26 protein-coding genes are annotated in these 25,883 nt (G+C 72.4%); 5 read left to right on the top strand and 21 right to left on the bottom strand.

Features of this window, described 5'->3' with window-relative positions:
- Positions 1 to 20 precede the first annotated feature (20 nt).
- The 11 genes from KJS59_RS03080 to KJS59_RS03130 all read right to left on the bottom strand — a co-directional run bounded on the left by KJS59_RS03080 (position 21) and on the right by KJS59_RS03130 (position 12,741).
- The gene (locus KJS59_RS03080) at positions 21 to 1,178 is read right to left on the bottom strand and encodes a hypothetical protein (protein ID WP_213450682.1); all 1,158 of its coding nucleotides are present in this window, start codon (positions 1,176 to 1,178) and stop codon (positions 21 to 23) included.
- 188 nt (positions 1,179 to 1,366) lie between these two features.
- Positions 1,367 to 3,976 carry a hypothetical protein gene (locus tag KJS59_RS03085; RefSeq protein WP_213450683.1) on the bottom strand — a complete coding sequence of 870 codons (2,610 nt, stop codon included), beginning with the start codon at positions 3,974 to 3,976 and terminating at the stop codon, positions 1,367 to 1,369.
- Complete coding sequence (locus KJS59_RS03090) at positions 3,973 to 5,679, bottom strand: phosphate ABC transporter substrate-binding protein PstS (RefSeq protein WP_249713822.1); 1,707 nt, start codon at positions 5,677 to 5,679, stop codon at positions 3,973 to 3,975. Before KJS59_RS03090 ends, KJS59_RS03085 begins: the two co-directional genes overlap by 4 nt.
- Positions 5,672 to 6,964: a phosphate ABC transporter permease PstA gene (gene pstA / locus KJS59_RS03095; protein ID WP_249713823.1), complete on the bottom strand. Its 1,293-nt coding sequence runs from the start codon at positions 6,962 to 6,964 to the stop codon at positions 5,672 to 5,674. Before pstA ends, KJS59_RS03090 begins: the two co-directional genes overlap by 8 nt.
- The gene (gene pstC / locus KJS59_RS03100; RefSeq protein WP_213450769.1) at positions 6,961 to 8,001 is read right to left on the bottom strand and encodes a phosphate ABC transporter permease subunit PstC; all 1,041 of its coding nucleotides are present in this window, start codon (positions 7,999 to 8,001) and stop codon (positions 6,961 to 6,963) included. Before pstC ends, pstA begins: the two co-directional genes overlap by 4 nt.
- Complete coding sequence (locus KJS59_RS03105; RefSeq protein WP_213450684.1) at positions 8,001 to 8,507, bottom strand: hypothetical protein; 507 nt, start codon at positions 8,505 to 8,507, stop codon at positions 8,001 to 8,003. Before KJS59_RS03105 ends, pstC begins: the two co-directional genes overlap by 1 nt.
- A gap of 187 nt (positions 8,508 to 8,694) precedes the next feature.
- The gene (locus tag KJS59_RS03110) at positions 8,695 to 9,432 is read right to left on the bottom strand and encodes a hypothetical protein (RefSeq protein ID WP_213450685.1); all 738 of its coding nucleotides are present in this window, start codon (positions 9,430 to 9,432) and stop codon (positions 8,695 to 8,697) included.
- Between the two features lie 99 nt (positions 9,433 to 9,531).
- Complete coding sequence (locus KJS59_RS03115; RefSeq protein ID WP_213450686.1) at positions 9,532 to 10,635, bottom strand: ABC transporter ATP-binding protein; 1,104 nt, start codon at positions 10,633 to 10,635, stop codon at positions 9,532 to 9,534.
- Positions 10,632 to 11,483 (bottom strand): ABC transporter permease, encoded by an 852-nt coding sequence (locus tag KJS59_RS03120; protein ID WP_213450687.1) that lies wholly within the window; start codon positions 11,481 to 11,483, stop codon positions 10,632 to 10,634. The genes KJS59_RS03115 and KJS59_RS03120 overlap by 4 nt, the downstream gene beginning before the upstream one ends.
- Positions 11,484 to 11,490: 7 nt before the next feature.
- A complete protein-coding gene (gene modA / locus KJS59_RS03125; RefSeq protein ID WP_213450770.1) occupies positions 11,491 to 12,258 on the bottom strand; it encodes a molybdate ABC transporter substrate-binding protein in 768 nt (255 codons plus the stop codon).
- A gap of 57 nt (positions 12,259 to 12,315) precedes the next feature.
- Positions 12,316 to 12,741: a TOBE domain-containing protein gene (locus tag KJS59_RS03130; RefSeq protein WP_213450688.1), complete on the bottom strand. Its 426-nt coding sequence runs from the start codon at positions 12,739 to 12,741 to the stop codon at positions 12,316 to 12,318.
- A 103-nt stretch (positions 12,742 to 12,844) separates the two neighbouring features.
- Between KJS59_RS03130 and KJS59_RS03135 the strand changes: the two genes are divergently transcribed.
- A complete protein-coding gene (locus KJS59_RS03135; protein WP_249713825.1) occupies positions 12,845 to 13,894 on the top strand; it encodes a class I SAM-dependent methyltransferase in 1,050 nt (349 codons plus the stop codon).
- Between the two features lie 51 nt (positions 13,895 to 13,945).
- On the opposite strand, the gene KJS59_RS03140 is transcribed toward KJS59_RS03135, so the two are convergent.
- The 4 genes from KJS59_RS03140 to KJS59_RS03155 are packed head-to-tail and all read right to left on the bottom strand — an operon-like array spanning position 13,946 to position 16,131.
- Positions 13,946 to 14,365 carry a S26 family signal peptidase gene (locus KJS59_RS03140; RefSeq protein ID WP_213450689.1) on the bottom strand — a complete coding sequence of 140 codons (420 nt, stop codon included), beginning with the start codon at positions 14,363 to 14,365 and terminating at the stop codon, positions 13,946 to 13,948.
- A complete protein-coding gene (locus KJS59_RS03145; RefSeq protein ID WP_213450690.1) occupies positions 14,365 to 14,709 on the bottom strand; it encodes an FtsX-like permease family protein in 345 nt (114 codons plus the stop codon). Before KJS59_RS03145 ends, KJS59_RS03140 begins: the two co-directional genes overlap by 1 nt.
- Positions 14,603 to 15,616, bottom strand: coding sequence for an ABC transporter permease (locus KJS59_RS03150; protein WP_213450691.1), 1,014 nt, complete (start codon positions 15,614 to 15,616; stop codon positions 14,603 to 14,605). Before KJS59_RS03150 ends, KJS59_RS03145 begins: the two co-directional genes overlap by 107 nt.
- A gap of 5 nt (positions 15,617 to 15,621) precedes the next feature.
- Complete coding sequence (locus KJS59_RS03155; protein WP_213450692.1) at positions 15,622 to 16,131, bottom strand: hypothetical protein; 510 nt, start codon at positions 16,129 to 16,131, stop codon at positions 15,622 to 15,624.
- Between the two features lie 146 nt (positions 16,132 to 16,277).
- On the opposite strand from KJS59_RS03155, the gene KJS59_RS03160 reads away from it, so the two are divergent.
- Positions 16,278 to 17,000 (top strand): ABC transporter ATP-binding protein, encoded by a 723-nt coding sequence (locus KJS59_RS03160; RefSeq protein ID WP_213450693.1) that lies wholly within the window; start codon positions 16,278 to 16,280, stop codon positions 16,998 to 17,000.
- Positions 17,001 to 17,022: 22 nt separating this feature from the next.
- Here the strand turns inward: KJS59_RS03160 and KJS59_RS03165 are convergent, their stop codons facing one another.
- The 4 genes from KJS59_RS03165 to KJS59_RS03180 form a co-directional block, all read right to left on the bottom strand.
- The gene (locus KJS59_RS03165; RefSeq protein ID WP_213450694.1) at positions 17,023 to 17,802 is read right to left on the bottom strand and encodes a DUF4097 family beta strand repeat-containing protein; all 780 of its coding nucleotides are present in this window, start codon (positions 17,800 to 17,802) and stop codon (positions 17,023 to 17,025) included.
- 83 nt (positions 17,803 to 17,885) lie between these two features.
- Positions 17,886 to 18,536 (bottom strand): response regulator transcription factor, encoded by a 651-nt coding sequence (locus KJS59_RS03170; protein ID WP_213450695.1) that lies wholly within the window; start codon positions 18,534 to 18,536, stop codon positions 17,886 to 17,888.
- The gene (locus tag KJS59_RS03175; protein ID WP_213450696.1) at positions 18,524 to 19,648 is read right to left on the bottom strand and encodes a sensor histidine kinase; all 1,125 of its coding nucleotides are present in this window, start codon (positions 19,646 to 19,648) and stop codon (positions 18,524 to 18,526) included. The genes KJS59_RS03170 and KJS59_RS03175 overlap by 13 nt, the downstream gene beginning before the upstream one ends.
- Positions 19,649 to 19,743: 95 nt before the next feature.
- Positions 19,744 to 20,319, bottom strand: a complete 576-nt coding sequence (locus KJS59_RS03180) for a hypothetical protein (RefSeq protein ID WP_213450697.1) — start codon at positions 20,317 to 20,319, stop codon at positions 19,744 to 19,746.
- On the opposite strand from KJS59_RS03180, the gene KJS59_RS03185 reads away from it, so the two are divergent.
- On the top strand, positions 20,294 to 21,373 hold the full coding sequence (locus KJS59_RS03185; protein WP_213450698.1) for an MMPL family transporter: 1,080 nt from the start codon (positions 20,294 to 20,296) through the stop codon (positions 21,371 to 21,373). The two genes, KJS59_RS03180 and KJS59_RS03185, sit on opposite strands and share 26 nt — an antisense overlap.
- A gap of 83 nt (positions 21,374 to 21,456) precedes the next feature.
- On the opposite strand, the gene KJS59_RS03190 is transcribed toward KJS59_RS03185, so the two are convergent.
- A complete protein-coding gene (locus KJS59_RS03190) occupies positions 21,457 to 22,128 on the bottom strand; it encodes a hypothetical protein (protein ID WP_213450699.1) in 672 nt (223 codons plus the stop codon).
- Positions 22,129 to 22,641: 513 nt separating this feature from the next.
- Here KJS59_RS03190 and KJS59_RS03195 point away from each other — a divergent pair.
- Both KJS59_RS03195 and KJS59_RS03200 read left to right on the top strand, forming a co-directional pair.
- Positions 22,642 to 23,778, top strand: coding sequence for a tryptophan dimethylallyltransferase family protein (locus tag KJS59_RS03195; protein WP_213450700.1), 1,137 nt, complete (start codon positions 22,642 to 22,644; stop codon positions 23,776 to 23,778).
- Between the two features lie 18 nt (positions 23,779 to 23,796).
- A complete protein-coding gene (locus tag KJS59_RS03200; protein ID WP_213450701.1) occupies positions 23,797 to 25,206 on the top strand; it encodes a tryptophanase in 1,410 nt (469 codons plus the stop codon).
- A gap of 108 nt (positions 25,207 to 25,314) precedes the next feature.
- On the opposite strand, the gene KJS59_RS03205 is transcribed toward KJS59_RS03200, so the two are convergent.
- Positions 25,315 to 25,866, bottom strand: a complete 552-nt coding sequence (locus tag KJS59_RS03205; protein WP_213450702.1) for a GTP-binding protein — start codon at positions 25,864 to 25,866, stop codon at positions 25,315 to 25,317.
- Positions 25,867 to 25,883 lie beyond the last annotated feature (17 nt).

A 25,883-nucleotide genomic window follows, 5' to 3' on the forward strand; every position in this document is an offset into this window, starting at 1 on the left:
GGCACCGGGTCGTGTCCTGGTCAGCCGTTCGCCTTGAGACTGGGGTCGCCACAGGCGGCCTCGAGCAGGTTCGCGGTGGTGGTGCGCTTGCCGAACCCGAACAGCTCGATGACGCCGCGCTGGACGCCGCCGTCGCTGACCGTGGCGGTGCAGACCTGCGAGTTGGCCCCCACGAACGTGGTGGCCACGACCGGCACACCCAGGTCCGCGGTCGGCACCACGTTGTAGACGTCCCGGCGCAGCGGGAAGTCGATGTTCAGGACGCCGCCGACGATCGGCTGCTGGATCGCCTGGCCCGGCAGGCGCATGCCGACGAGCCGGGCGTCGCCGCGCCGGTCCTCGACCGCGACCCCGGTGAGGGCGTTGATGCTGGCCACGTTGCTCTGCGCGATGAACTGGGCCGCCGACAACGGCACGACGTGGGAGAGGTTGCCGTTGAGGATGGTGCCGTCGTGCTCCTGCACCCGGGGCAGGTTCGGCACGGCCGTGTCGCCGCCGGTCGGGATCTTGGCGAGGCACGGGTAGTCACCGAAGTTGATTTCCACCTCGGTCATCTGCATCTTGCTGAGCCAGAAGTCCCAGCTGCCCGAGCCCGCCTGGATCATGCGGGGGGTCACGGGCGTGCCGCCGACGCTGCTGTCCAGGCACCGGTAGATCCGCTGCACCTGGGCGAACGAGATGTTCGTCGGCAGGTCGCCGTTCTTGTTGATGGCCAGGCTCACCGCGTCCACGCCGAGCGGGATGTAGGTGTAGGTCCCGGAGGTCGACGGCGACGTGCCGCCGTAGGCGGAGGAGCGGGCGAAGTCCAGGCAGTTGGCCACGTTCACGCCCTGCCAGACGCCCGGGCCCTCGCCGGTGTTCTCGTTCTCCGAGGCACGCAGCGCCTTCCGGCCGTTCCCCGAACCGTTCGGCCGGCTGAACTGGCAGCCGGCGGACCTGGTCTTGATCAGGTCGCTGCCCCGGGCGTCCCAGGAGGCGATGACCTTGTTGCCACCCGAGGTGACGACGTTGCTGATGCCGTTCATGACGTCCTGGGTGGTGTCGGAGCCGACCCCCGCCAGCACGCGGTAGTCGGTGACCGGGGCGGGATCGGCCGAGGCCGGCGCGGCCGAGACGCCGACCGCCACCAGCGCGGCGAACCCGGCCGCGGCGATTTTACTGAGGGACGGGAACTGCATGCTTACTCCCTTTTCCGCGAGGCATGACAACCGGCTCGTCCGCAGAATCGACGGGCCACGGCCATCGTCACCGGTGGTTGGCGACGGCCGACACCGCGCCGAAACGAACGTTTCTGCCGGCTGTCTTCCGCCCGCACGTAGGCCGGATGAACGGAAATTGACGAATCGCCGCCGGGGCCGCCCGATTGTCATGATTCCCCGCCGGATGCCCGCGACCCCGAACCAATTCGCCGCAGGACCGGTCCGACAATTCCGCTGAGCAAACCGACGCCGAGCAGACCGACGAGGAGGTAGCGCAGCGCGCCCAGCCGGTCCGCCGGGGTCAGCGTGGTCGAGCCCACCGTCTGCGGCCGCGGCGAGGTTGCCTGCGGCGCCGGGGAGGGCGCGCTGCCGGCCGAGGGCGGCGCCTCCGGTGGACCGGCGGCGGGCGGCGCGGCCGGCGGGGGTGCGCCACCACCGTTCGCCGCGGGGGTGGTCGGCGTCACCCAGTTCTCCAGCGTCGTGGCGGCGGCGAGGGCCTGGTTGCGCAGGTCCTGCGGCAACGGGACGTACCCGGCCGGCAACTGGCCCGCCGCCGGTCCCGACACCTGCCCCGGGCCCGCGGCGTGCCGGATGAGGCGGGCGTAGTCGCGGCGCGCGTCGGCCGGTTGCGCCGTGTTCGCCACGGCGTACGTGAGCACGGTGAGCGGGTACGCCCCGGCCGCCCAGGCCCTGGCCGGGTCGATCGCGCGGACGCCGGGAACCGCACCGGCCGTCGCGGTGGCCGCGGCGGCGCTGATCGCCGCCGGGTCGGGTGACCGGCAGTCGGTGTCCAGGTACCGGCCCGCCGAGTCGCGGATCGGCTTGCACAGCGCCGCCGTGAACAACTCGTACCGGGCCGCCGAGGAGGAGGCGGTCACCGACATGGCGAACCGGTAGCCGGGCGTCCGGCGCGGGATGCGCGGGTACTGCGCCAGGCCGTTCGCCAGGTCGATGGTGTTGAGCAGCGGGTCCCTGCCCTTCGTGTCGGCCCGCAGGGTCTGCAGCGCCGCCTCCTCGAAGGAACCCTGGTACGGCCGGTAGTCGAGGGTGCAGTGCTTGTACTCGCGCTCCTGGAAGGTGGTGGTGGTGCAGAAGGCGTCCGCCTTGGGGAAGTAGTCCACCGGGGCGCTGCCGAAGATCTTGTAGCTCGGGTTGACCACCATCCCGTACTGGTCGGCCGTGCCGGTCAGCCAGTCCCGCGCCTCCGGGTCGGCGAGGATCCACTGCCAGACCTGCCGCGCCGCCGAGGAACTGCCGGCCGAGACCATCAGCCCGTCGAGGGTGGCCGAGAGCCTGGTGTCCCAGTACGCGAAGATCGGGTTGAGATCGAGGAACTCCCGGTCGAACCGGACGCTGTCCGGGTTGGTGCTCGGCAGCGGCGACTTGGCGTCCCGCTTGTAGCTCTGGGTGAGCAGCTTGGCCACCAGCCGCGGGGTCAGCTTGACCGTTCGCAGCGCCGAGCCGGTCACCTGCTGGATCTCCGGCGGCACGCTGCCGAGGGACGGATCGGTGATGTTGGCGTCGACGTTGAGGGCGAGCACCACGCTGCTGAGCGCGACCGGCGCGTGCACGACCCTCGGCTGCCCGGCCGCCGGCGACACCGGATCGGCCGTGAACACCAGCCCGGGTGCGCCCGGATCGGTGAGCAGGACCTGGCGGTTCGCCTCCGCGTCGCCGACGGTGGAGTAGCCGTAGACCGGCCCGTTGCCCGCGCACAGCGCCGGCTGCCAGGCCGTGATGGCCTCGGCGATCAGCTCCGACCCGGCCGTGCGGCGCTCCTCGGCGTCCTGCGGGCAGAAGCCGGCGACCGGGTCGAAGTCCAGCGGCACCACGATGCGGTGCTGCCACAGCGCCGGCAGGAACGGCGACCCGTCGACCGCGTGCTGGCTGGGACGCACGTCCTTGGGCGGGTCGGCGTACGGGTGGAAGTGTCCACGGGGGACGATGACCAGCGAGCAGGGCCGCGCGGGTCGCTGCGCCCCGCTCGCGTCGGTGTACGGCGCGCCGCAGCCGAGGTACGGGGCGAGCGCCGCGTTCTGCACCTCGAAGGCGACCCGGCCGGTGCCGTCGGCCGACGTCAGCGCGTACGGGTACTCGTTGGTCGTCTGCGGGCCGAAGTACGGCAGCAGCGCCTCGGTCGGCGTCTCCTCGCGGGTCTGCTGTGGATTGTTCGGCAGCGGGATCCGCTTGTACGGCCGGTCCGGGCCGCCGTCGTTGCTGTACGCCCCGCCGACCGTGCGGAACGGCACGGTCTGCTGGTCGTTCGTCCCCCGGGGCAGCGTCTCGCCCGGGTCCCAGTCGGGATAGCCGGCGCCGAGCTGCCGGGTGGCGATCACCCGGTCGCCGGCGTGCGTGCTGGGGCTGCCCAGCTGCGCGGGTCGCGGCATGTCGAGGTTGAGGCCGAACTGGCAGGTCTCCCGGAACCGCAGGCCGTCGGGGTCGGCCGGGTCGCGTGGGTCGCCCCAGCACTGCATGATCTGCAGGTAGTCGACGCCGAGTTCGCGGTTGCGGGGGGTGGGCGCGCCGCCGGTCCAGGAGATCGTGATCGCCTGGTTGACCAGTTGCCCGGTCTGCGAGACCGTGATCGCCAACTGGGAGAAGTCCTCGTTGCCGCGCTGGGCGCCGTGCACGGTCACCGCCGAACCACTGCCGGTCGCCGTGGCGGCCTCGACCCGGTCCCGGGCCGGCCCGGCGGGGGCCAGGACCAGGAGCCCACCGGCCGCCAGCAGCGCGGCGGAGCCGCTGAGCAGCCGCCGGCCGATCCCCCGGGCGGTCATGACGCCTCCCATCCGTTGCCGCCCCGCCGCCGGCGCAGCGACTGGGCCAGCAGCGGCGGCCCGAGCACCAGCGCGAGCAGCAGCACGGCGGCGATCACCATGATCGTGTGGCGCAGCTGCCAGCCGCCGGTCCCGGCCAGCGACACGGGCACGGCGGCGACCGCTTCCCCACCGCCTCCGCCGGCGCCGTCGTCGCCGCCGGCCGCGGATCCGTCCGGACCGATCACCTGTCCGGTGTCCGGGTCCACAACCGCACCGGCGGACGGGGCGGCCGCGGTTCCGCCGTTCCCGGTGCCGCCCGCGGTGTTGCTCCCGGTCGGACCGCCGGCGGCCGGCTCACCGGCGCATCGGGCGGCTGCGGCGACCGGCGTCGCCTGGGTCGCGCCGCCCGTTCCGGCGCTACTCTGCCGGCTGCCCTTGCGATCGCATTCGGACGGCTTGGGAGCCGTCTTGGCCAGCGTGTTGGTGCCGTCCCGGGAGAAGGTCGGGTTGTTGCAGTTGGCGATGACGATGTCCGCCTTCGGCGCGCCGGGGATCTTCTGCACCTGCGCCATCCCCGCCTCCACCAGGTTCTTCGGCAGCGGGGAGTAGCCGAGCACGTCGGCCTGCTGCTGCCCCTCGCAGAGGAAGTAGTTGGCGAACCGGGCGAGGGTGTAGCCCTTGTCCTCGGTGATGTTCAGCTCGGCCGCGGTCGGAATGATCATGTACGAGTACGACGACAGCGGGTACGTCCGGCTGTCGGTGAACCGGTACACCTCGTCGAGCACCTGGGTCAGGTAGTCCGGCGAGTTCCGGTCCTGGTTGATCTGGGCCCTGGTCAGGGCGACCGCCACGTTCTTGGCGGTGGGTTCGACGTAGTAGCCCCCGGCGTTGAGCACCTTCACCACGGGGAACCGCTGGTTTATCGCGTACGAGTACTCGACGTAGGTGATCGCACCCTCGGCATTGGACTGTCCGACGTAGCCGGCGACCCCGGTCGACCCGCTCTGCCCGACGAAGCCGTCCTGCGAGCGGTACGGGTAGTTCGAGGTGACCCCGCACGGCGCCGCCTTGCCGAACTTCGCGCAGTAGGCGTCCCACAGCCCCGGATGCTGTTTGCTCATCCACAGGGTCAACTGCGCGCTGGTGCCCGAGCCGTCCTGCCGGACCACCGGCACGATCCGGCGGCCCGGCATCACCAGGCCCGGGTTGTCGGCCTTGATCGCCGGGTCGTCCCATCGCTTGACGACCCCGGTGAAGATCTTGGTGAGCACCTCGCCGGAGAGGCGCAGGTTGGTCACCTGCCGGCCACCGATCTTGAGGTTGTACATGAAGGCCGTGCCACCGGCGACGATCGGCATGTACGCGAAGCTGCGCGGCGGCCGCGGATCCGGCCCGGCGAAGCGGTCCTGGAAGCCGTACGGGATCTCGGAGACGCCGAAGTCCACGGTGCCGTTGGTGAACTGGGTACGCCCGTCGCTCGATCCGGTGGCGGCGTAACTGACGTAGATCTTGCGCTGCTGGATGTTCCGCCGCCAGTTGTCGATGGCGTTGGAGCTCCAGGTCGAACCGGCGCCGCTGATCTTCACGAGCTGCGGTGCCGCGAGCGCCGGAGCCGGCGCGGAGAGCACCGCGACGAGCAGGGCGAGCGACGCGGCCAGTCCGCGCACCACCGACCGGCCGGGGACGCCGCCGCGGTGCTCGCGGGTCCACTGTCTACACATGGTCCACCTCTGGATCGGGTCGGATCTGCCCGCTGTCCTGCCGCGCCCGTCGCGCCGCCCGCTCCCGGGCCGCCGCGGCGAACCGGCGCGCGTCCCGGCGCGACGCCGCCGCGCGGCGCCGCCGCTGGCCGCGGCTCAGCTGGCCGACCGGTCGCCCACCGGCCAACCGGGCGAGCACGAAGAGCAGCAGCACCAGGGCCATCAGCACGGCCGCGGCGCCGAACCCCCGCGCGATCATCGCCGGATCCGGCCGCCGGACCGCGTCGAAGACGAACAGCGGGAGCGACACCTGCGGGCCCTCGCCGGGGTTCAGGTTGGTGATGGCGGTGAAGCCCGCCGTCAGCAGCACCGGAGAGGTCTCGCCGACGCCACGCGCGGTGCCCAGGATGATCGCCGTCGTGATGCCGGACCGGGCGGTGGGCAGCACGACGTGCCAGACCGTCCGCCACTGGGACGCGCCGAGCGCGAGGGACGCCTCCCGCAGGGTCCCCGGCACCAGGCGCAGGACCACGTCCGCGGCCCGGATCACGATCGGCAGCATCATCACGCTGATCGCCAGCCCGGCGGCGAACCCCGACTTGGGCAGGCCCAGGGTCAGGATCACCGTGGCGTACACGAAGAGGCCGGCCACGATCGACGGCAGCGCCGTCATCGCCTCGACGACGACCCGCACGACGCGGCTGAGCGGCCCCGGCACCTCGCTGAGGAAGACGGCGCAGACCAGCCCGAGCGGCACGGTGACGGCCAGCGCGATGGCGATCTGTTCGAGCGTGCCGCCGATCGCGTGCCGGATGCCGCCGATGCTCAGCGGCTGCAACGGGCCCGCGTCCCGCATGTCCTGCCAGTAGAAGTTGCCCATCGCGAGGGCGTCCCGGCCGCGCCAGAAGGTGAAGACGACCACGACCACGAGCGCCACCAGCATCGCGATCGCCAGGGTGTGCACGAACACCGCGGCCAGCCGGTCGCGTACCGCCGGCCCGCTCTCGTCCAGCCCGACGAGCGCGGCGTACAGCCCGAGGAACAGCAGGTAGGCGCACGCCACGAAGCCGAGGACGCCGTCGAAGGGCAGGAACCGGGTGAACAGCAGGCTGGTCAGGCAGACGGCGGCGACGGCGGCGCCGAGCAGCGCGAAGATGTCGGTCCGGCGGGCGGTCACGATCGCCCGGGGCGCCTCGTGCCCCGGATCGGTGGGGCGTACCGGCACCGTGGTGCGCTGCTCCGCGCCGGTCGCGGCCACCGCCGGCCGCGACTCCGCGATCCGCTCCACGCCGACGGACATGCTCATGCCTCGCTCGCCGCGCCGGACCGGCTCCGGCTGATCACGATGCCGGCGATGACGTTCACCAGCAGGGTCATCGCGAACAGCACCAGCCCGGCCGCCATCAGGGCGGCGATGCCGATCGGCGTCGAGTCGCCGTACCGCAGGGCGATGAGCGCCGAGATCGAGCCGCCGCCGTTCTGCAGGATGTGCGGTTGGACGACGAAGACGACGGAGAGGATCAGGTAGACGCCGATCGTCTCGCCGAGGGCCCGGCCGAGCCCGAGCATGGTGCCGCCGATCATTCCGCCCCGGCCGAACGGCAGCACGACCGTGCGGATCATTCCCCACTTCGTGGCCCCCAGGGCGTACGCACCCTCGCGCTCGCCGACCGGCGCCTGGGCGAAGACCTCGCGCATGACCGAGGCGATGATCGGCGTCACCATCATCGCGACGATCACGCCCGCGATGAACGTGGACGACGTGAGCGCGGTGGCGTTGGCCATCGGATCCCGCGGGTCGTAACCGTCTACCTTGAACAGTGGGATCCAGCCGAAGTAGGTGGTCAGCCAGCGCGGCAACCCCTCACCCGCGTCCCCGGCCACCAGCAGATGCGGCTGCAACAGGAAGAATCCCCAGATGCCGTAGACAACGCTCGGCACGGCCGCCATCAGGTCGACCAGGTTCACCAGCGCGGGCGCGACCCGGCGCGGGGCGTACTCGGCGATGTACAGGGCGGCGCCGGTGGCCAGCGGCACCGACACGCAGATCGCCACGGCGGCGATCAGTACCGTGCCGGTGAGCACACCCGCCACGCCGAAGACGCCGCCACCCGGGTCCCAGGTCTGCGCGGTGAGGAACCGCCACCCCATCAGGTCCAGGGCCGGCGTGGCGCGCACGGCGAGGAAGACGCCGACCACCAGCATGATCGCGAGCACGATCAGCCCGGCGGTCCGGCTCATTCCCCGGAACACCAGATCCGACGGGGTACGGCGCTGCCGGGCCCGCCGCGGGGCGTCCGTGTCGACGGACGAAGCGGCGGCGGCCGTGCGGTGCCGGGCCATCACTGACCGACCTGATGGGGCGGTGTCCGCGGCTGCCGGCGCGGCGGCCCCGGGGTGGGGCGCCACGACCCCGAGCCGGTCGCCCTGGTCCGGGAAATCGGCTCGGGTTCGACGGCCCGCGGCCGGCCCCGGCGGGCGATCCGGACCCCGGCCGTCACGTCGGCGGCCGGCACCGCCTCCAGGAACCGCTCCAGGTTGTACGAACACTCCCGGCCGCGCAGGTACAGGCGACTGGCGACGGCGACCGGCACACCGTCCACTTCGACCCGCCAGCTCCACTGGCCGGTGGTGCCCAGGGTCAGCTCCACGGCGACGGCTCGCCGGTAGCTGCCCCGAAGGTCGAGAACCGCCTGGCGGCAGGCGGCGTACGTCCCGTGCAGGTCGGCGCCCCGCCCCAGCTGACGGTTGTTCGGCGAGACCAGTACCCACAGGATCCCGTCGCCGACGGGCCGGTCCGGCACCCGCAGCGCCGGTGCGGTCAGGAACACAAAACGGGGGCGTTGCACCGTGCTCCCCTCCCGTGCGGTGCGCCAGGCCCGTGCACGTCATTCCCGGTGCCGACCCATCTCGGCGGACCACAACAGCCTCAGCAGGCACGATGACTCGACGAGCAGCCGTTCACTCACGCCAGACATGCAGAAGTTGAATAACGCGTGCCCGCTCATCCACCATCCGGCTACCCGGGGTCGCCGTTCATCCCTGCCGGCGCCCGGCCGGACGGCCACGTCGGCCGCGCCGCCGCCCGGCGGCGAGGTGGACGACCCCCACGACGGCCAGCACGCCCACCAGGCCGAGCATCCACCAGACGTTCGCCAGCGACGCGGATCCGAGGCGCAGACCGCCGGTCAGCCGGGTACCGGCCGACGCGGTGGGCGCCGCACCCAGCGCCGTCGCGCCCGGCGTGCCGGTCGGGTCGCCGGCCGTCGCCGTGGCCGGGTCGGGCGGTGACGCGGGGTCCACCGGCGGGGCCGCTCCGGCGGGCCGACCGGTCCGCCATTGCCGGCCGGACACGGTGATCTCGGTGACGAACCGGTCCGGATGGACGCCCTCGGTCTGGCTGAGGCACTCGACCACCACCCACCACTCGCCGTCCGCCGGGGCGCCGCCGAGCGCCGCCGCGAACGACCGGTTGGGCTGGCCCGTCACCGGAGCCTTGTCGTACCCGCCCGCGGTCATCGGGCGGGCCAGGTTGCTGTACGGCCCGCCCGGCCGCCCGACGCGCAACTGGGCGTCGGCGCCGTAGCCGGCGGGGCAGGGCCGCGCCGTGGTGGCGACCCGGAAGATCGGCGTCGCGTCGACGGTGCCGCTGGTCTGGGTGAGGCTGATCGTGCCCAGCGGCGCGGCGGCGGCCGGGGACGGCGGAAGGATCGCCGCGGTCGCGGCGGACAACAGGGCCGCGCCGGCGGCCGCCAAGGTGCGGTGTCGGATCACGCCACCGGGTTTAGGCGACCGCGACGACGGCCGCCGCACGCCGGCGCCCGCTACGGACGTACAGCAGATGAACGGGACCTGATCGCCGGCGCTCCCGCGCTAGGTGGTGGGGCGGGTGTCGGCGGGATAGGCACGGGTTTCGGCGGCCTTCACCGCGACCCACACCTGCTGCCCGGTGGTCAGGTGCAGGTGGGCGGCGGCGGCCGGGGTGATGTCGGCGGCCACCCCGATCGGCCCGGCGAGCTGGACGCGCAGGTTGTCGCCGTGGCGTTGCAGCCCGGTGATGGTGGCCGGCCAGGTGTTGCGGGGGCTGCCGTCCGGCCGGTGGGGGTGCAGCGCGACCGCCGAGGGCGGGAACGCGACGAACGCGTCACCGTGCACCCGATCCGCGGCCGTCAAGGCGAAGCCGGAGCCCATGCGGACGCTGTGGCCGTCGGCGGTGCCGCGGTAGAGGTTGAGCCCGACGAGGCGGGCGACGTAGTCGGTGCGCGGTTGGGCGGTGATGCTGGCCGCGTCGCCCTCCTGCACGACCCGGCCGTGTTCGATGATGACCAGCCGGTCGGCCAGGACCAGCGCGTCGAGCGGGTCGTGGGTGACCAGCAGGGTGGCGCCGGGGTGCGCGGCGAGGTGGCGGTGCAGTTCGGCGCGGGTGTCCAGGCGGGTACCGGCGTCCAGCGCCGCCAGCGGCTCATCGAGCAGCAACAGGACCGGGTCGAGCGCGAGGGCGCGGGCCAGGGCGACCCGTTGGGCCTGCCCGCCGGACAGTTGCCGCGGCTTGCGGCGGGCCTGCTCGGCCAGGCCGACCCGGTGCAGCCACTCGGCGGCCGTCCGGTGGGCGGTGCGCCGGTCAACGCCGTGCCGGCGGGGCCCGAAGGCGACGTTGTCCAGCGCGGTCAGGTGCGGGAAGAGCAGGTAGTCCTGGAACACCACGCCGATCGGGCGGCGCTCGGTGGGCGTCCGCAGGCGACCGTCGGACCGGTCGAGGTCGCGCCCGGCGAGCGTGACGTGCCCGGCGGTCAGGGGCTGGAGCCCGGCCAGGGCGCGCAGGGCGGTCGTCTTGCCGGCGCCGTTGGGACCGAGCAGCGCGACCACCTCCCCAGCGCCGATGCGCAGCCGCACGTCGAGGCGGAAGGTGCCCCGGTCCACGGCGAGGTGCGCGTCGAGGACCGGGCCGGTCGCGGGTTCGGGGCGCGTCGCGGTCATCCGCTGGTGATCCACTTGTCGCGCAGCGCGGCGAGGATCGTAACCGACACGATCAGCAGGATCAGGCTGAGCACGACCGCACCGGACAGGTCGCCGCCCTCCATGGTCTGATAGACCGCCAGCGGCATGGTCTGGGTGATGCCGGGATAGTTGCCGGCGAACGTGATGGTGGCGCCGAACTCGCCGAGCGCGCGGGCCCAGCACAGCACGCCGCCGGCGGCGATGCCCGGCGCGATCAGGGGCAGCGTGACGTGGGTGAACGTGGTCCACCGACCCGCACCCAGGGTGGCGGCGGCCTCCTCGAACCGGGTGTCCGCGCCGCGCAGCGCGCCTTCCACGGCGATGACCAGGAACGGCATCGCCACGAACGCCTCGGCGACGACCACCCCGGTGGTGGTGAACGGCAGGGTGACGCCGACCGCGGCGTCCAGCCAGGTACCGAGCAGACCCTTGCGGCCGAACACGAGCAGCAGCGCCACGCCGCCGACCACCGGCGGCAGCACGAGCGGGACGGTGACCAGCGCGCGGACCACCCGCCGGCCGGGGAACTCGACGCGGGCGAGCAGCCAGGCCAGGGGCACGCCGAGCGCGAGGCACACCAGGGTGGCGACGGTGGCGGTCTGCAGCGACAGCCGCAGCGCGGTCAGCGCGCCGGGTTCGGTGAGCCGCTGCCACAGGGTCGCCCACGGGGCCCGGACGACCAGGCCCGCCAGGGGCAGCACGAGGAACGCGAGCCCCGCCACGGCCGGCAGCAGCAGCGCCACCGGTACCCGCTGGGTGTGACGGCGGCGCGGCGGCCGGGCCGGTCGAGGCTCAACCGCCGCGTTCCGCTCGTCGATCCGAACCATGATCCTGCTACGGGGCCTGGAAACCGGCCGCGGTGAGCACCGCTTGGCCCTTGTCGGACAGCACGTAGGCGACGAATGCCTGCGCGCCGGCCCGGTTCGGCGCGTTCTTCAGCACGACGATCGGGTAGTCGTTGATCGCGCCGGCCGACTCGGCGAACTCCACACCGTCCACATCGGAGGCCGCGGCGTGCGCGTCGGTACGGTACACCAGGGCGGCGTCCACCTCGCCGAGCCGCACCTTCGCGAGGGCCGCCTTCACGTCCTGCTCCAGCGTGACCGGGGTGATGGCCACGTTCGCCGCGGACAGGGCCTTCTTCGCCGCCGCGCCGCAGGGCACCTGCTCCGCGCACAGGGCGACCTTCACCCCGGCCCCGGTCAGGTCGGCCAGCCCCTTGACGCCCTTCGGGTTGCCCTTGGGCACCGCGATCACGAGCTGGTTCCGCACGAACGTGGTCGCCGTGCCGTCGCCGTTGCCGGCGTCGGTGACCGTCGCCATGTTGGTCGGGGCGGCGGAGGCGAACACGTCGGCCGGCGCACCCTGGTTGATCTGTGTGGCCAGGGCGGAGCTGCCGGCGAAGTTGAACGTGACGGTCGAGCCGGGGTGCGCGGCCTCGAAGTCCTTGCCGATCTGGGTGAACGACTCCGTCAGCGATGCCGCCGCGAACACCGTCACCGCGCCGGTCACCTCCGCGCTCGGCGCGGCGTTGCCGCCGGTGTCATCGGTCCCGCCGCAGCCGACCAGCCCGGCCAGCGCCACGGCGGTCAATCCGGCCATCGCGGTCCGAACGAAACGTCTACCCACGTGTCTTCCCTTCAGTTCGCGCCACTTGCCCTACCCGCCGACCCGCGCCCGGTGCGCCACCGCCGGGGTGGATCGCTCCACCACCACCGTGGTCGACTTGATCACCGCGACCGCGACCGACCCGACCCGCAGGTCCAGCTCGTCGGCCGCCTCCCGGCTCATCAGCGACACCACCCGGAACGGGCCGGCCTGGATGTCCACCTGCGCCATCACCGTGTCCTTGACCACGGCGGTGACGATGCCGCGCAGCCGGTTCCGCGCCGAGGACTCCTCCGACCCGGCGCCCGGTTCACCGGCCTGGGCGCGGAGGAACCCGGCCAGGTCGACCCCGTCGATCACCCGGTGCCCGTGCTCGTCCCGCCCGGCGACCAGCCGGCCGGCGTCCACCCAGCGGCGCACCGTGTCCGCGCTGACCCCGAGCAGCTCCGCCGCCTCACCGATCCGAAACACCGTCACACCGAGCACCATAGCGGCACGCATCTGCGGCAGGAAATGGACACCTCACCTCGTGGGTGCCACACCTCTAGCCAGGAAGGCGCCGCATCTGCATGATGAGAGGATGACCGCGCAGCTGGCCGCCCACTGGGCCACCATGACCGGCGACCAGCGGCATCGATGGGTCACCGTCCTGCGCTATCTGACGAGCGCGATCCCGGCCGACTCCCCGTCCGTGCTCGTCGAGGGGCACGACCACGGTGCCGCGCTGGTGGCCGACCGGCTCGCCGCCACCCTGCGCGACGCCGGCCGCCCCTGCGTGCGGCTCACCGAGGCGACCTGCAACACCCACGCCGACGCCCGCCACGGCCGCGCCGCCGGCACCGTCGTCATCGCCGACGGCTCCCGCTGGCGCGACCACCTCCCGGCGGAGCAGTGGCAGCTGCGCGTCTGGGTCCGCGGCGCCGCCACCCGCACCGGCAACGGTAACCGGGGTGACGGCGCGGACATCGTCGTCGACCTGCACGACCCCACCTGGCCGGTCATCCGCCACATCGACGGGTGGTTCGCCCCCACCAACGCCTGGTACCGCACCGAAGCCCAGGCGTTCTTCGCCAACCGCGCCGCCACCTGGGACACCAGGTTCGGCGACGACCTGCCCGCCTACGCCGCCGCCATCGCCGAGAGCGCGATACCCGGCGGCGGCGTGGCCATCGACGTCGGCTGCGGCACCGGCCGGGCCCTACCCGCCCTCCGCGACGCCGTCGGCCCCACCGGCACCGTCCTCGGCATCGACCTCACCCCACAGATGCTCGACGTGGCCCGGCCCCGCGCCGACGCCACCCACGCCGGCCTCATCCTCGCCGACGCCCGCCGGCTCCCCCTGCCCGACGCGGCCGTGGACGCCGTCTTCGCCGCCGGCCTGATCACGCACCTGCCCGACGCCGCCGACGGCCTGCGCGAACTCGCCCGCGTCACCCGACCGGGCGGCCGGCTCGTCCTGTTCCACCCCTCCGGCCGCGCCGCCCTCGCCGCCCGCCACGGCCGCGCCCTGCGCCCCGACGAACCCCTCAGCGAAACCCGCCTCCGCCTCGCGATGCAAGCCACCGGCTGGCGCCTCACCAGCTACGACGACCCTCCACACCGTTTTCTCGCCACCGCCACCCGCCAGTAGTCCACGGGTCACACGCTCGCGCCATGGGTTTGGTTTCCTCCCCGACGCGGGTCAGCGCGGGTCCGTCGGACCACCGAGCCGGATGACGACGACGGCGGTGATCCGGTCCAGCGGCAACAGCCCCCACTCCCGCGAGTCGACGCTGCCCGGCCCGTCACCGATGACCACGGCGTGCCCGGACGGCACCGGCGTACTCCCGCAGGCGTCGCGGGCGGGCTGCGGCACGGGTTCGCCGGGCATCGCCGCGACGCGTTTGACCAGCGGGCCCACCCCGGCTCTGAGCCAGGCGAACACCACCACGTCCCCGGTCCCCGCCCGACCGGCCCGGCGCAGCGCCAACAGCCGGTCGCCGGGCAGGTACTGCGGGGCCATGCTGTGACCGTCGACGGTCACCACCACCAGCAGCCGCCTGGCCAGCCAGCTCAGGGCCACCACCGCGGTGGCTGCGAGCAGTACGGCATAGACGAACATTACTCGCCCAATAGCGCCGCGGTGGGCAACCGACGTACGGCGACCAGCGGCAGAACCGAGGCCACCGCGGTGAGCACCATGCCGCCGGCGGCGACGAGCACCGCGACCGGCCACACCGAGGCGAGCAGCACGCCCGTGAACGCGGCCAGCAACACCACCGCCAGCGCCACGCCGAGGACCGCGCCGAGCGCTCCGATCAGCAGCGTCTCGTACACCACCACCCGCGCCAGCTCGCGTTCACGCCAGCCGCAGGCGCGCAGCGTAGCGAACTCGGCGCCGCGCTCGCGGGTGTTGAGGTAGACGACGTCGGCGACGGCGGCGGTGCCGAGCAGGACGGTGAGCACCGCGGCGAGGAAGTCCCCGGCTCGGGGCCTGCACCGAGACGGCGTCGCCGAGCAGGGTGCCGACGACCGCCCCCTGGAACGCGACGGCAATCGCGGCGAGCAGGGTCAGCGCACAAACCCCGATCGCGAGGCTGGCGGCACCCAGCAGGGTCCGTCCCGGCAGCCGGGTGACGTTGGCCAGCGCCAGCGCGGCGACCGAGCGCGGCGGGCGAGACCTGCGGGGCACCAACGCCGAGGGACGGATGGCGGCTGCGGGGTCGCTGCGCGCCGCTCGGCGCGCTGGGCCGAGTGCGGCGACGACGGCCAGCGCGGTGGTGACCGGCACGGTGACCAGCAGCCAGCGCGGGTCGGGACGCAACCCGAGCAGCGACCCGACCGGCAGCGTGGCGGCTACCCCGAGCAGGCTCGCCACCAGGCCGTACAGCGCCGATTCGACGATGATGTGCCGGTAGAGCGCGGCGGGACGCCAACCGAGGCAGGACAGCACGGCCAGTTCCAGCCGTCGCGACTGGACCGCGGCGGCGGTGGCGTTGGTGACGAACAGCGTGCACACCGCGAGAATCAGCACGAACAGCAGCAGGCTCTTGCGATCGACGGCGTTGACGATGCTGACCGCGACACCCTTCTTGGCCCAGGACTGGGTGAGTGCGAGCGCGGGGCGGCCGTGCGTGCCGGCGTCCAGCGCGATCGGCATCGGCGTCGGCGAGGAGCCGACCATGATGTCGACCTCGAGACCGGTGCTGGTGGCGATCTGCTCGGCGACCAGGCGCACCCGTTCCCGGGACGTGTCATCGAGCCCGAGCTCACCGGCCAGGCGTACCCGGATCACGCTGATCGGGGCCGCGGTCCAGGCCTGGTCGATATTGGTGAACCGGCTCGCGTCCAGGAACGACGGCAGCGCGTCCATCGTGGTCAGGATGCTGGGGCCTGGCCCAGAAAGCCGCCGAAGTTGGCGTTGGGCAGCAGGTCGTGGCCGCGCAGGGCGGTGCGGGCGGCCTCGTCGCCGGGCGCGGCGCCGGCAGCGAAGTAGGTCTCCATCGGGACCGCCGACAGCTCGCTCCATGCCGGTAGCCGGGTCACGTCGAAGCGGCCGACCGGCGACAGCAGCAGCGCGTTGCGCCGCTGCGCGTTCTCGCCGGCGATGGCGCGGTGGCCGACGATGCCGCGGAACATCGGGTCGGCGGCCTCCTCCGGCATGTCCGCCCAGCCCTCGGCGCCGCGTTCGACGCCGCTGTTCCAGACCGCGGTTCGGTCCACGTCGACACGCCGCGGGGCCAGGCCGTTGCCGGTCGGGAGGTAGCCGACCGCACCGGTGCTGAAGAACTCCGGCAGCTGACGGTCGAAGAGGTTGCCGGCGTTCTCCAGTTGCGCGGCGTCCCCGCGTGCGGCAACGATCGCCGCGGCGGAGGGATCCAGCCGCACGACGCGGTAGTCGAGCTCCCGGTCGATCTGCGGCTTGGCCGCGACCAGGTTGTATTTATGTTTTGGTCCCGCGACATTCGGCGGGTAATCGGAAAGGCCGACGACGCCGAGCTATCCACACCACCGACTCTGCAAGGAGCACCACGATGACGTCGATGCTGTCCGACTCACCGCGGTCCGGCGCTCGGGTGGGCGCCCACATCGTCGTCCGCGACCTGCACAAGAGGTTCTCCCTGGGCGCCGATGAGATCACGGCGACCGACGGTGTCAGTCTCGAGTTCGAACCGGGCGCGATGACCGCGCTGACCGGTGCCTCCGGCTCCGGCAAGTCGACGCTGTTGCACCTGATCGGCGCGATCGAGATCCCGGACGCGGGCTCGATCACAGTGGACGGACAGGAGCTCACCGGGCAGCGTAGCGCCCGGCTGGCCGACTACCGCCGCGGCATCGGCTTCGTGTTCCAGCGCTTCCACCTGCTGCCGACACTGACCGCGCTGGACAACGTCATCGCCCCGACGTTGCCGTATCACACTCGGTTTGACCGTGTCGCCCGCGCCCGGGAGCTGCTGGATGCCGTCGGCCTCGCCGGACGCGAGCGCTCGCTGCCGGCGCACCTGTCCGGCGGGCAGCAGCAGCGGGTCGCCATCGCGCGGGCGCTGCTGAGCCGGCCCGCGCTGTTGCTGGCCGACGAGCCGACGGGCAATCTGGACTCCGCCACCAGCACCGAGATCATGGATCTGATCGAGGGCGTCCGGCAGCGGTATCCGATGACCGTCGTCGTCGCCACGCACGAGGACGCGGTGACGCGGCGCTGCGACCGGGTGGTACGCCTGCGCGACGGCCGGGTGGTCGAGGACTCGGCGTCCTGACCGAGCGTCAGACGCGGGGGCGCTACGCCGGGTGGAGGGTGATGTCGCTGGAGGTGGTGCGGACCGAGATGGCGCCGGGCCCGGAGTCCGTGCTGCTGATGTCGCTCTTGATGGCGCCGGACGAGGCCCGCAACAGGACCCGGTACGTCATGCCGCCACGCGGCACGGCGATCGTCACGTCACCGGAGGTCGCCCTGATGTCCACAGTGCTGGGTGGGGCGCTGAACGTCGCGTCGATCTCCCCCGAGGTGGCGGTCGCCGTCAACGTCGTGACCGACAGCCCGTCCAGGGCCAGGTCGCCCGAGGTCGACCGGACGTCCAGCGAGTCCCCGTCCAGCCCCCGGGTCTTGACGTTGCCCGACGTGGTGCTGACGTGAGCCCCGCCGGCCATGCCCACCAGCGTGATGTCGCCCGAGGTGGCGGTGGCGTCGACCGCGACGTTCGCCGGAAGGTCCACCGTGAAGTCGACGGAGCAGCCGAGGCCCAGGCCCGAGCGCGGGCAGCTGACGTCGATCGTGAGAGTGTCGCCCTGCCACACCTCGCGGACGGCCGGCTCCGCGCCGCTCCAGCGCAGCCGCCGCTGCACCGCGACCCCGGAGCCGCTCGGCCGTCCCTTGAGGACGATGTCGTTGCTGCGCATGTTGGTGAAGACGATCCGTGAGATCTGCCGGTTGTAGGTCTGGTGCTGCGTCTCGTGGTGGAAGGCGGGGCGGCCGATGATCCGCCAGGCGACGAACGCGCCGACCAGCACGACGAGCACGGTCAGCAGACCACCGATGGGCAGCCAACGATTGGTACGCATGAAGAACCGATCCTCCGTCAGGTGCGAGCGTCATGGTGCGAGCCGGAGACAGCGCCGGCGGGCGGTCCAGTCGCCCGGCGCCGTCACGCCTTGCCGACGCCCAGAAACCGCAGGACTGCCAGGACGCGCCGGTGGTCGTTGTCGGCAGGGGGCAGGTCGAGCTTGGCGAAGATGTTGTTCACGTGCTTGCCGACCGCGCTGTCCGTGACGCACAGCGCGACGGCGATGGCCGAGTTCGAGCGGCCCTCGGCCATCAGCCCGAGCACCTCCCGTTCCCGGGGCGTCAAGCGTTCGAGCGGATCGCGGCGGCGCCGCAGCAGCAGTTGCGACACCACCTCCGGGTCCAGGGCCGTGCCGCCCGAGGCGACCCGCCGCAGCGCCTCGACGAAGTCCCCGACGTCGGCGACGCGGTCCTTGAGCAGGTAGCCCACCCTGCTCGGCGGCCCGGACAGCAGTTCGGTGGCGTACCGCTCCTCGACGTACTGCGACAGGAGGAGGACGGCGATCTCCGGGTACTGCCGGCGCAGCACCAGGGCCGCCCGCAGGCCCTCGTCGGTGAAGGACGGCGGCATCCGCACGTCCAGCACCACCACGTCCGGGCGGTGCTCGGAAACGAGGCGCAGGAACGACTCGGCGTCCCCGGCGGTGGCCACGACGTCGAGGTCGTGCGCCGTCAGCAGGCGGACCAGGCCGTCGCGCAGGAGGACCGAGTCCTCGCCGATCACGACTCGCATGGCAGCTCCACCCGGATCTCGGTCGGCCCGCCCTCGGGGCTCGACACGGTCAGTGTCCCGTCGACCGAGCCGACCCGCTGGGCCAGCCCGCGCAGCCCGGTCCCCCGGGACGGGTCGGCACCGCCGCACCCGTCGTCGGTGACGACCACGTGCAGCCGTCCGTGGAAGGCGGACACCGCGACGGTCGCAGCGGACGCGCCGGCGTGCTTGGCGATGTTGGACAGTGCCTCGGCGACCACGAAGTACGCGACGGCCTCGACCGTCCGGGAAGGACGCTCGGGAACCGATACGGACAGCTCTACGGGCACCGGAGACCGGGCGGCGACCCCGGACAGGGCGGCATCGAGGCCCCGGTCGTCGAGAACCGCCGGATGCAGCCCACGGACCAGATCCCGCAGTTCGGTGAGCGCGAGCTTCGCCTCTTCGTGCGCGGCGGTGAGGGCGTCCAGCGCCCGGGGGTCGGTGTCCGCGAGGGTGGCGCGGGCCAGCCCGAGGTTCATCGCCAGCGATACCAGCCGCTGCTGCGCCCCGTCGTGCAGATCGCGTTCAATCCGGCGCCGCTCGGCGTCGGCCGCGTCCACCACGTCGGCCCTGCTGCCGGTCAGCGCGTCGACGCGCTCCGACAGTTCCGCGGTACGGCTGGGCTGCAACAGCGCGCGAGCCATACCGATTTCCCACGAGGCGAAGCGGAGCGGGAGCGCGAGGGCGAGCAGGATCAGCAGGCTCGCGGCGATCGGCGTCACGCTCATCGCGACCGGGTCGCCGTAGGTCAGCAACTGGTCGCGGGCGGCCCAGCCGAAGGAGAGCCAACCGAACCCGGCGATCGAGAACGCCCAGCAGCCGACCACGACGGCGAACGACAGCAGCGCCAGCAGGCCGGCCAGCCCGATGAACGCGAACTGCCGGGCCAGGTCGCGGCCGGGTGCGGGGACGGCCAGCGGCTCGTCCAGCAGGTCGGCGTACCGGAAGCGGTACCAGCCCGACACCGTCGACGCGACCGCACCGGGAACGATCCAGCCGGCGGTGAGGACCGCGATCCAGCCGGCCAGCCCGATCGCGGGTCCGGTGGCGGCCAGCACCGTCGACCGCCAGATCCGCATCAGCAAACGCATGACACCACGCTAGGTACCGGCCGCCGCCCTTGGCGATCCGGCCCGGATCCGGCCTCGTGGTGAGGCTGGCACCACCCCGGCACCGGCGCCCTGGGCTACTGACTTCGCCCGGCCGCGGCGCCAGGCTCGGCACCATGATTTCTCGCTGGGGCCAATTCTGCTTCCGGCACCGTTGGACGGTGCTCACCCTCTGGCTCGCCGCCGTCGTCGCCGGCGGGCTGGCCGCCGGGCCCGTCTTCCAGGGCATGGGCGACGGCGACCAGCTCCGCGACACCGAATCCGGGCACGCGAACGCCCTGCTGCGCGGGCAGCACCCGGACGTTCACCTGATCGCCCAGGTCGAGGGGACGTCCGCCGCGGACCAGGTCCGCGCCCGGGTCCGGGCCGTGCCGGGCGTGACGGCCGTCGACCAGGTCGCGGCCGTCGACGGCCGCGGCGTCGCGCTCGTGGTCACGCTTTCCGACGCCGCGGTACGCCCGGCGACCGAGCTGCTCCGCGACGTCCCGTCGCTGATTCCGGGTACGCGGGTGAGCCTGGGCGGCGACGCGGTCGAAGGGGATCAGATCAACGAGGCGGTGGCCGCCGACCTCAACGGGGCCGAGCTGAAGTCGCTGCCGCTGACGCTCGTCCGGCATCTCCGCCGCGATGATGGCATTGCTCAGCGCGCTCACGCTGACGGCCGCGCTGCTCGGTGCCGCCCGCCGGCGCATCGGGCCCTCGCGCCGCCGGATCGCCCGGGACGGCTTCTTCTCGCGGCTGGCCGGATTCACCCAGCGGCACGCGGTCCTGGTGACGATCGGGGTGGCCGCGGTGCTCATCGGCGCGGGCGCACCCCTGCTCGGTGCCAACCTCCGGTTGCCGCAGGACTCCGGTCTGCCCACGACGATCGAAGCGGTGCGCGTCGCGCAGGCGATGGAGTCCCGCTACGGGCAGGTTCGCGAGTCGACGGTCAGGGTCGTCACCGAGTCCGCCGACGGCACGGTCACGACCAGGCAGTACACCGTGGACGGTGACCCGCAGGGTGCGGCGGCCCAGCGGCTGGTGCGGGACCTACGCGCGAACCGCGAGCCGGGCTCGTACGTGACCGGCGAGGCCGCGGTCCTGATCGACCTGACGGCGAAGCTGAAGGCCGGGCTGCCGCTGGCGGCCGGCGTGGCCGTGCTGGCGATGCTCGTGCTGTTGTTCCTGATGACCGGCTCGATCGTGGTGCCGCTCAAGGCGCTGCTGATGAACGTGGTCTCGCTCGGCGCCACGTTCGGCGTGCTCGTCGCCGTCTTCCAGCACGGCACGCTGTCGGGTCCGCTGGACACGCTGACCGTCGGCGGCCTGAGCCCGTTCGTCATCGTGCTGGTGTACGCGTTCGGCTTCGGCCTGTCGATGGACTACGAGGTGTTCCTGCTGAGCCGGATCAAGGAGGGCATCGACGCCGGGCTGCCGAACGATGCGGCCGTCCGGAACGGATTGCAGATCAGTGGCCGCGTGATCACGTCGGCCGCGCTGCTGATGCTGATCGTGTTCGGGTTCTTCGCCTCCGCGAAGGTCGGCGACCTGGAGCAGATCGGGCTCGGGCTGTTCGTCGCCGTGTTCGTCGACGCGACGCTCGTGCGGTGCCTGCTGGTCCCGGCGACGATGACGCTGCTGGGGCGCTGGAACTGGTGGGCGCCGCCGTTCCTGCGCCGCGCCCACGCCCGGTTCGGCCTCCGCGAAGCCCCCGTCCCCGCCTGATCCCCACTCCCATCGCGTGGGCAGTGAACCGTGGGCCGCGGCGCGCGGTGCACTGTCCACGCGCGACGGGTTCCGCGGCGGCACTATTCCCTCGGCGCTCCGCCGACCCGGTAGGCGAGCCAAAAGAATCCCACCACGAAGATCGCGCACAGTCCCAGAAGCGCAATGCCCGGGACCGCGGCCCCCCGAGTGCCGATGGTGACCGCCCCGCCCATGCCGGACGCGACGGCGATCAATCCGGCCCCGTTTCTGAAACGGACCAGGTCGGTGCGGCGAGGAGGGCGCTGAGCAGCGGGCCGACCAGCCCCGGGGCGGGTCGAATGGATTCTTGCCAGCGTGGTTCTGATTTGTCGACGCAGCAGCAACGCGAAGGTTGGAATGGCAACCGCCGTGGCGACCAGGCCGGCGACGGCGATCCTCGGGGGCGGCCCGGTTCTGTCGCGGACCACCCGCCCGGGATCCTTGGCAGAGTATTCCACCCGGTACAGTTCGGCCACCTTCGGGCACGAGGTGTCGCAGGAGACCCACCGCCGGTAGCGTTCGCCGTCGACGACGTACTCGACCTGCGCCTCGCGGGGTTTCCCGTGCACCACCGTCAGGACCCGGGCCTCCACGAACCGCCCGTCGTCGTACACCCCGTTCCGGTAGGCCGCCGCTGCGAGCACCGTCGCCGCGGCCAGGCAGAAGAGCCCTACCCCGGCAAAGATCGCAACCAGCAGAACCTTCGCGAGAAGGTCGCCCTCCCGAGATGCCATCTTTGGCGCTCCTCGCACTCAGCTGCCGGGGCAGCCCCCGGGCGCCGACAACGCACGGCGCGGCCACCAGGACGCTAGCTCACGCATCCCGCCCGCGCCGACCGCGGCTTTTCTCATCGTGGCTGGGCGAACCTGCCGGTCGGGGTCACTGTCCGGGGCTGGTACGGGGCCGCATTGTTGGCCACGTTGCCGCAGTTCAACCCGACAAGATCAACTATTGATCTAATTCTTTACATTTTTAGATGTAACTCTGCGCGATATCAGCGTGTCACAGTGTGATCTATGTCTCACTCGACTCCGGATAATCGATGGGCCACGATGTTGGGAAGGATGATCGTTTTCCTGTCGACGGAGTTGATGCCGAGCCACCGCCTACACCGCTGGGTCCCCACGGGACGCCCCTGGCGTAGCAGCACCAGAGCAGCAGACGGGATCAATCGAGAAAGCCACCGGCGCCGTGCGGCGACGGTGCGCCGCAGCCGTCGACTGATCAAACCCGGGAGGAAAGCCTGAATGGGCGCCTTATCTGTCTTCGAACACACGAATGGCCAGTTGGCACGTTTGTGCGAGGTGGTCGGAGTCGATCCGGACGCACCCATCGAGCTGCTGCGGGACCTGCTCGGCCCCACCGGATCGCGCCGGCTGTCCGAGCCGCCGGCTTGGCCGTCCGACATCGCGGACGATCACACACCCGTCGAGTTCTCCGTCGCCTACAACCGCGCAGAGCCGCCCTCGCTGCGGATTCTGGGCGAGGCACTGGGCGCACCGCCCGGCGCCCGGGCGAACCTGTCCGCCGCGCACCGGTTGCTCCGCGCCCAGGCGCACCGGTCCGGCCTGTCGACGTCCCGATTGGACCGGGTGCGGAACGTCTTCGCCACCGACGCCCCGCAGGGCGAGTTCGCCCTGTGGTTCTCGCTGGTCTTCCGCGCCCGCCGGCGGCCCGAGTTCAAGGTGTACTTCAATCCCGAGGTCAAGGGGATCGCGCAGGCGCCGCAACTGGTGGCCGAGGCGCTGCACCGGCTCGGGGTGGGCGCGTCGTACCGGACGATGCTCGACCACGCGGTCCGACCCGGCGAGCTGGGACGGCGGGACCGGCTCACGTTCTTCGCCCTGGACCTGTACGACGAGCCGCAGGCCCGCGTGAAGCTCTACCTCAGCCATCACGAAGCCGAGGTTCAGGACATCGCCCGGGCGGCCGGCGTCGTCGACGGCGTCGACCCAGACGCGCTCGCCGAGTTCTGCGCGACGGCCGGGGGCGACACCCGCGTTTTCGACCGCCGGCCGCTTGTGGCGAGCTACACCCTGACCGAGGGCGCCGACCAGCCGGTCGGCTACAGCCTCTACGTTCCGATCAGAAGCTACGTCCACGATGACCAGGAGGCCCGGGACCGGGTGGCGAGCCTGCTTGACCGGCACGGATTCGACGGCGCGGCGGTCGACCGCGCGATCACCGCGGTGACGCGGCGTCCGCTTCGCGCCGGGGTCGGGCTGATCGCGCACGTCTCGCTCCGGTTGGGTGCGCCCCGGCCGGGCGTGACCGTCTACCTGTCCTCCGAGGCGTACCAGGTCAGCCCGCCGCTGCCACGACAGGCGCCGGTGATCCCCGCCCCGGCCACCGGTTCGGCCGCCCGGACCGCCGCCCTAACCTGAGACGTTCGAGGAGCGAACATGTCGCTGGATCCGATCACGCCGCCGCCGTATCGCATCAAGGTCGTCGAGCCGATCCCCTTCCTGAGCGCCGACGAACGCCGGCAGGCCCTGGCCGAGGCCGGCTACAACCCGTTCAACCTCCGCGCCGACCAGATCACCATCGACCTGCTGTCCGACTCGGGCACGGGCGCCACCTCGGCCGCGCAGGAGGCCGCCGCCGCCCTCGGCGACGAATCCTATGCCGGGGCCCGATCGTGGTTCCGGTTCCGCGACGAGGTCCGAGACCTGACCGGGTACCCGCACATCCTGCCGGTCCATCAGGGGCGGGCCGGCGAGCGCATCCTGTTCGGCAGCCTGCTCAAAGCCGGCCAGATCTGCGTCAGCAACACCCACTTCGACACCACCCACGCGAACGTGCGGCTGACCGGCGCCGAGCCGCGGGACCTGCCCTGCCCCGAGGCGGCCGACCTGGACAGCCGGGCGCCGTTCAAGGGCAACATCGACCTCGTCGCGCTGGACCGGCTCCTGTCCGGTCCCGAGGGGCACCGGGTGGGGCTGGTCCTGATGACCATCACCAACAACGGCCTCGGCGCGCAGCCGGTCTCCATGGCCAACATCGAGGCCGCCGGCCGCCTGTGCCGGCGCCACGGCGTGCCGTTCTTCCTGGACGCGGCGCGTTTCGCCGAGAACGCCTGGCTGGTGCGCGAACGGGAACCCGGCTACGGCCACCGGAGCCCCCGGCAGATCGCCACCCGCGCGTTCCAGCTCGCCGACGGCTGCGTGGTGAGCCTCAAGAAGGACGGGCTGACGGCCATCGGCGGGCTCATCGCCCTGCGGGACGACGCCCTGCACGGGGCGTGCGAGGCGAACCTGATCGCCACCGAAGGGTTCTCCACCTATGGCGGGCTGGCCGGCCACGACCTCGAACGGCTCGCGCAGGGGCTGCGGGAGGTGGTCGATCCGGCCTACCTGCGGTCCCGCGCCGCGTCCACCGCGCGGCTGGCCCAGATGATCAACGATGTCGGCGTGGACACCGTCCAGCCGGCCGGCATCCACGCGCTGTACCTCAACGCCGGCAGGCTGCTGCCGCACCTGTCGCCGCGGGAGTTCCCGGGGCACTCGCTGGGGTGCCAGCTCTATCTCGACGGTGGGATCCGCTGCGCCGAGCTGGGGTCGCTCTACCTAGGCGGCATGGACGACCAGAACCAGCTCGTGACCCCCGCGCCCTTCGAACTCGTGCGGTTGGCGATTCCCCGCCGGGTCTACACCGACGCGCACTTCGAGTACGTGGCCACGGTGCTCGCCGGCATCGCCAAGGCACCCGAGCGGGTCCGCGGCTACCGGATCCTCTCCTCGCCGCCCCTGCTGCGCCATTTCAAGGTGCGCCTGGAGCCGTTGCCGGCGGGGCCCGGGGTGACGTCCGCCTGAGTGACGCTCACCCGGGTTGCTTCGGGGGCAGCGCGCTCGCACGGTGCGCTGCCGCCTGAACAACCGGCGGCGCACGGGGCACGACGCTGGGCCCCGTGGAACGGCCGATCAGCCGACCGGCAGCCGTGACATCGCGCGCCGGACCAGGGTTATCAACACCTGCTTGCTCGAATCCCTGTCCCGGGCGTCACACCACAGCAGCGGAACCGACGGATCCAGTTCCAGGGCGCCGCGGATCTCCTCCTGGCTGTAGAGGCACTCACCGTAGAACCGGTTGACGGCCACGACGAACGGCAGGCCGCGCCGTTCGAAGTAGTCGACGGCGGGGAAGCTCGTGCCCAGTCGCCTGGTGTCGACCAGCACGATCGCACCGACCGCGCCCTGCGCGATCTCGTCCCACATGAACCAGAACCGGTCCTGACCGGGCGTACCGAACAGGTAGAGCACCACGTCGGGACTGATCGTGATGCGGCCGAAGTCCAGGGCGACGGTGGTGTTCGTCTTGCCCTCCACGCCGGTCACGTCGTCCACACCGACGCTCGCCTGGGTGAGGATCTCCTCCGTCGTCAACGGCGGAATCTCGCTGACCGATCCGACCAGGGTGGTCTTGCCGGTCCCGAAGCCGCCCGCCACCACGACCTTGACCGATTTACGATCCACGTTGTCAGTCCCCTTGC

Origin of the sequence: Rhizomonospora bruguierae, assembly GCF_018397995.1 — a bacterium.
Classification (GTDB): Bacteria; Actinomycetota; Actinomycetes; order Mycobacteriales; family Micromonosporaceae; genus Rhizomonospora; species Rhizomonospora bruguierae.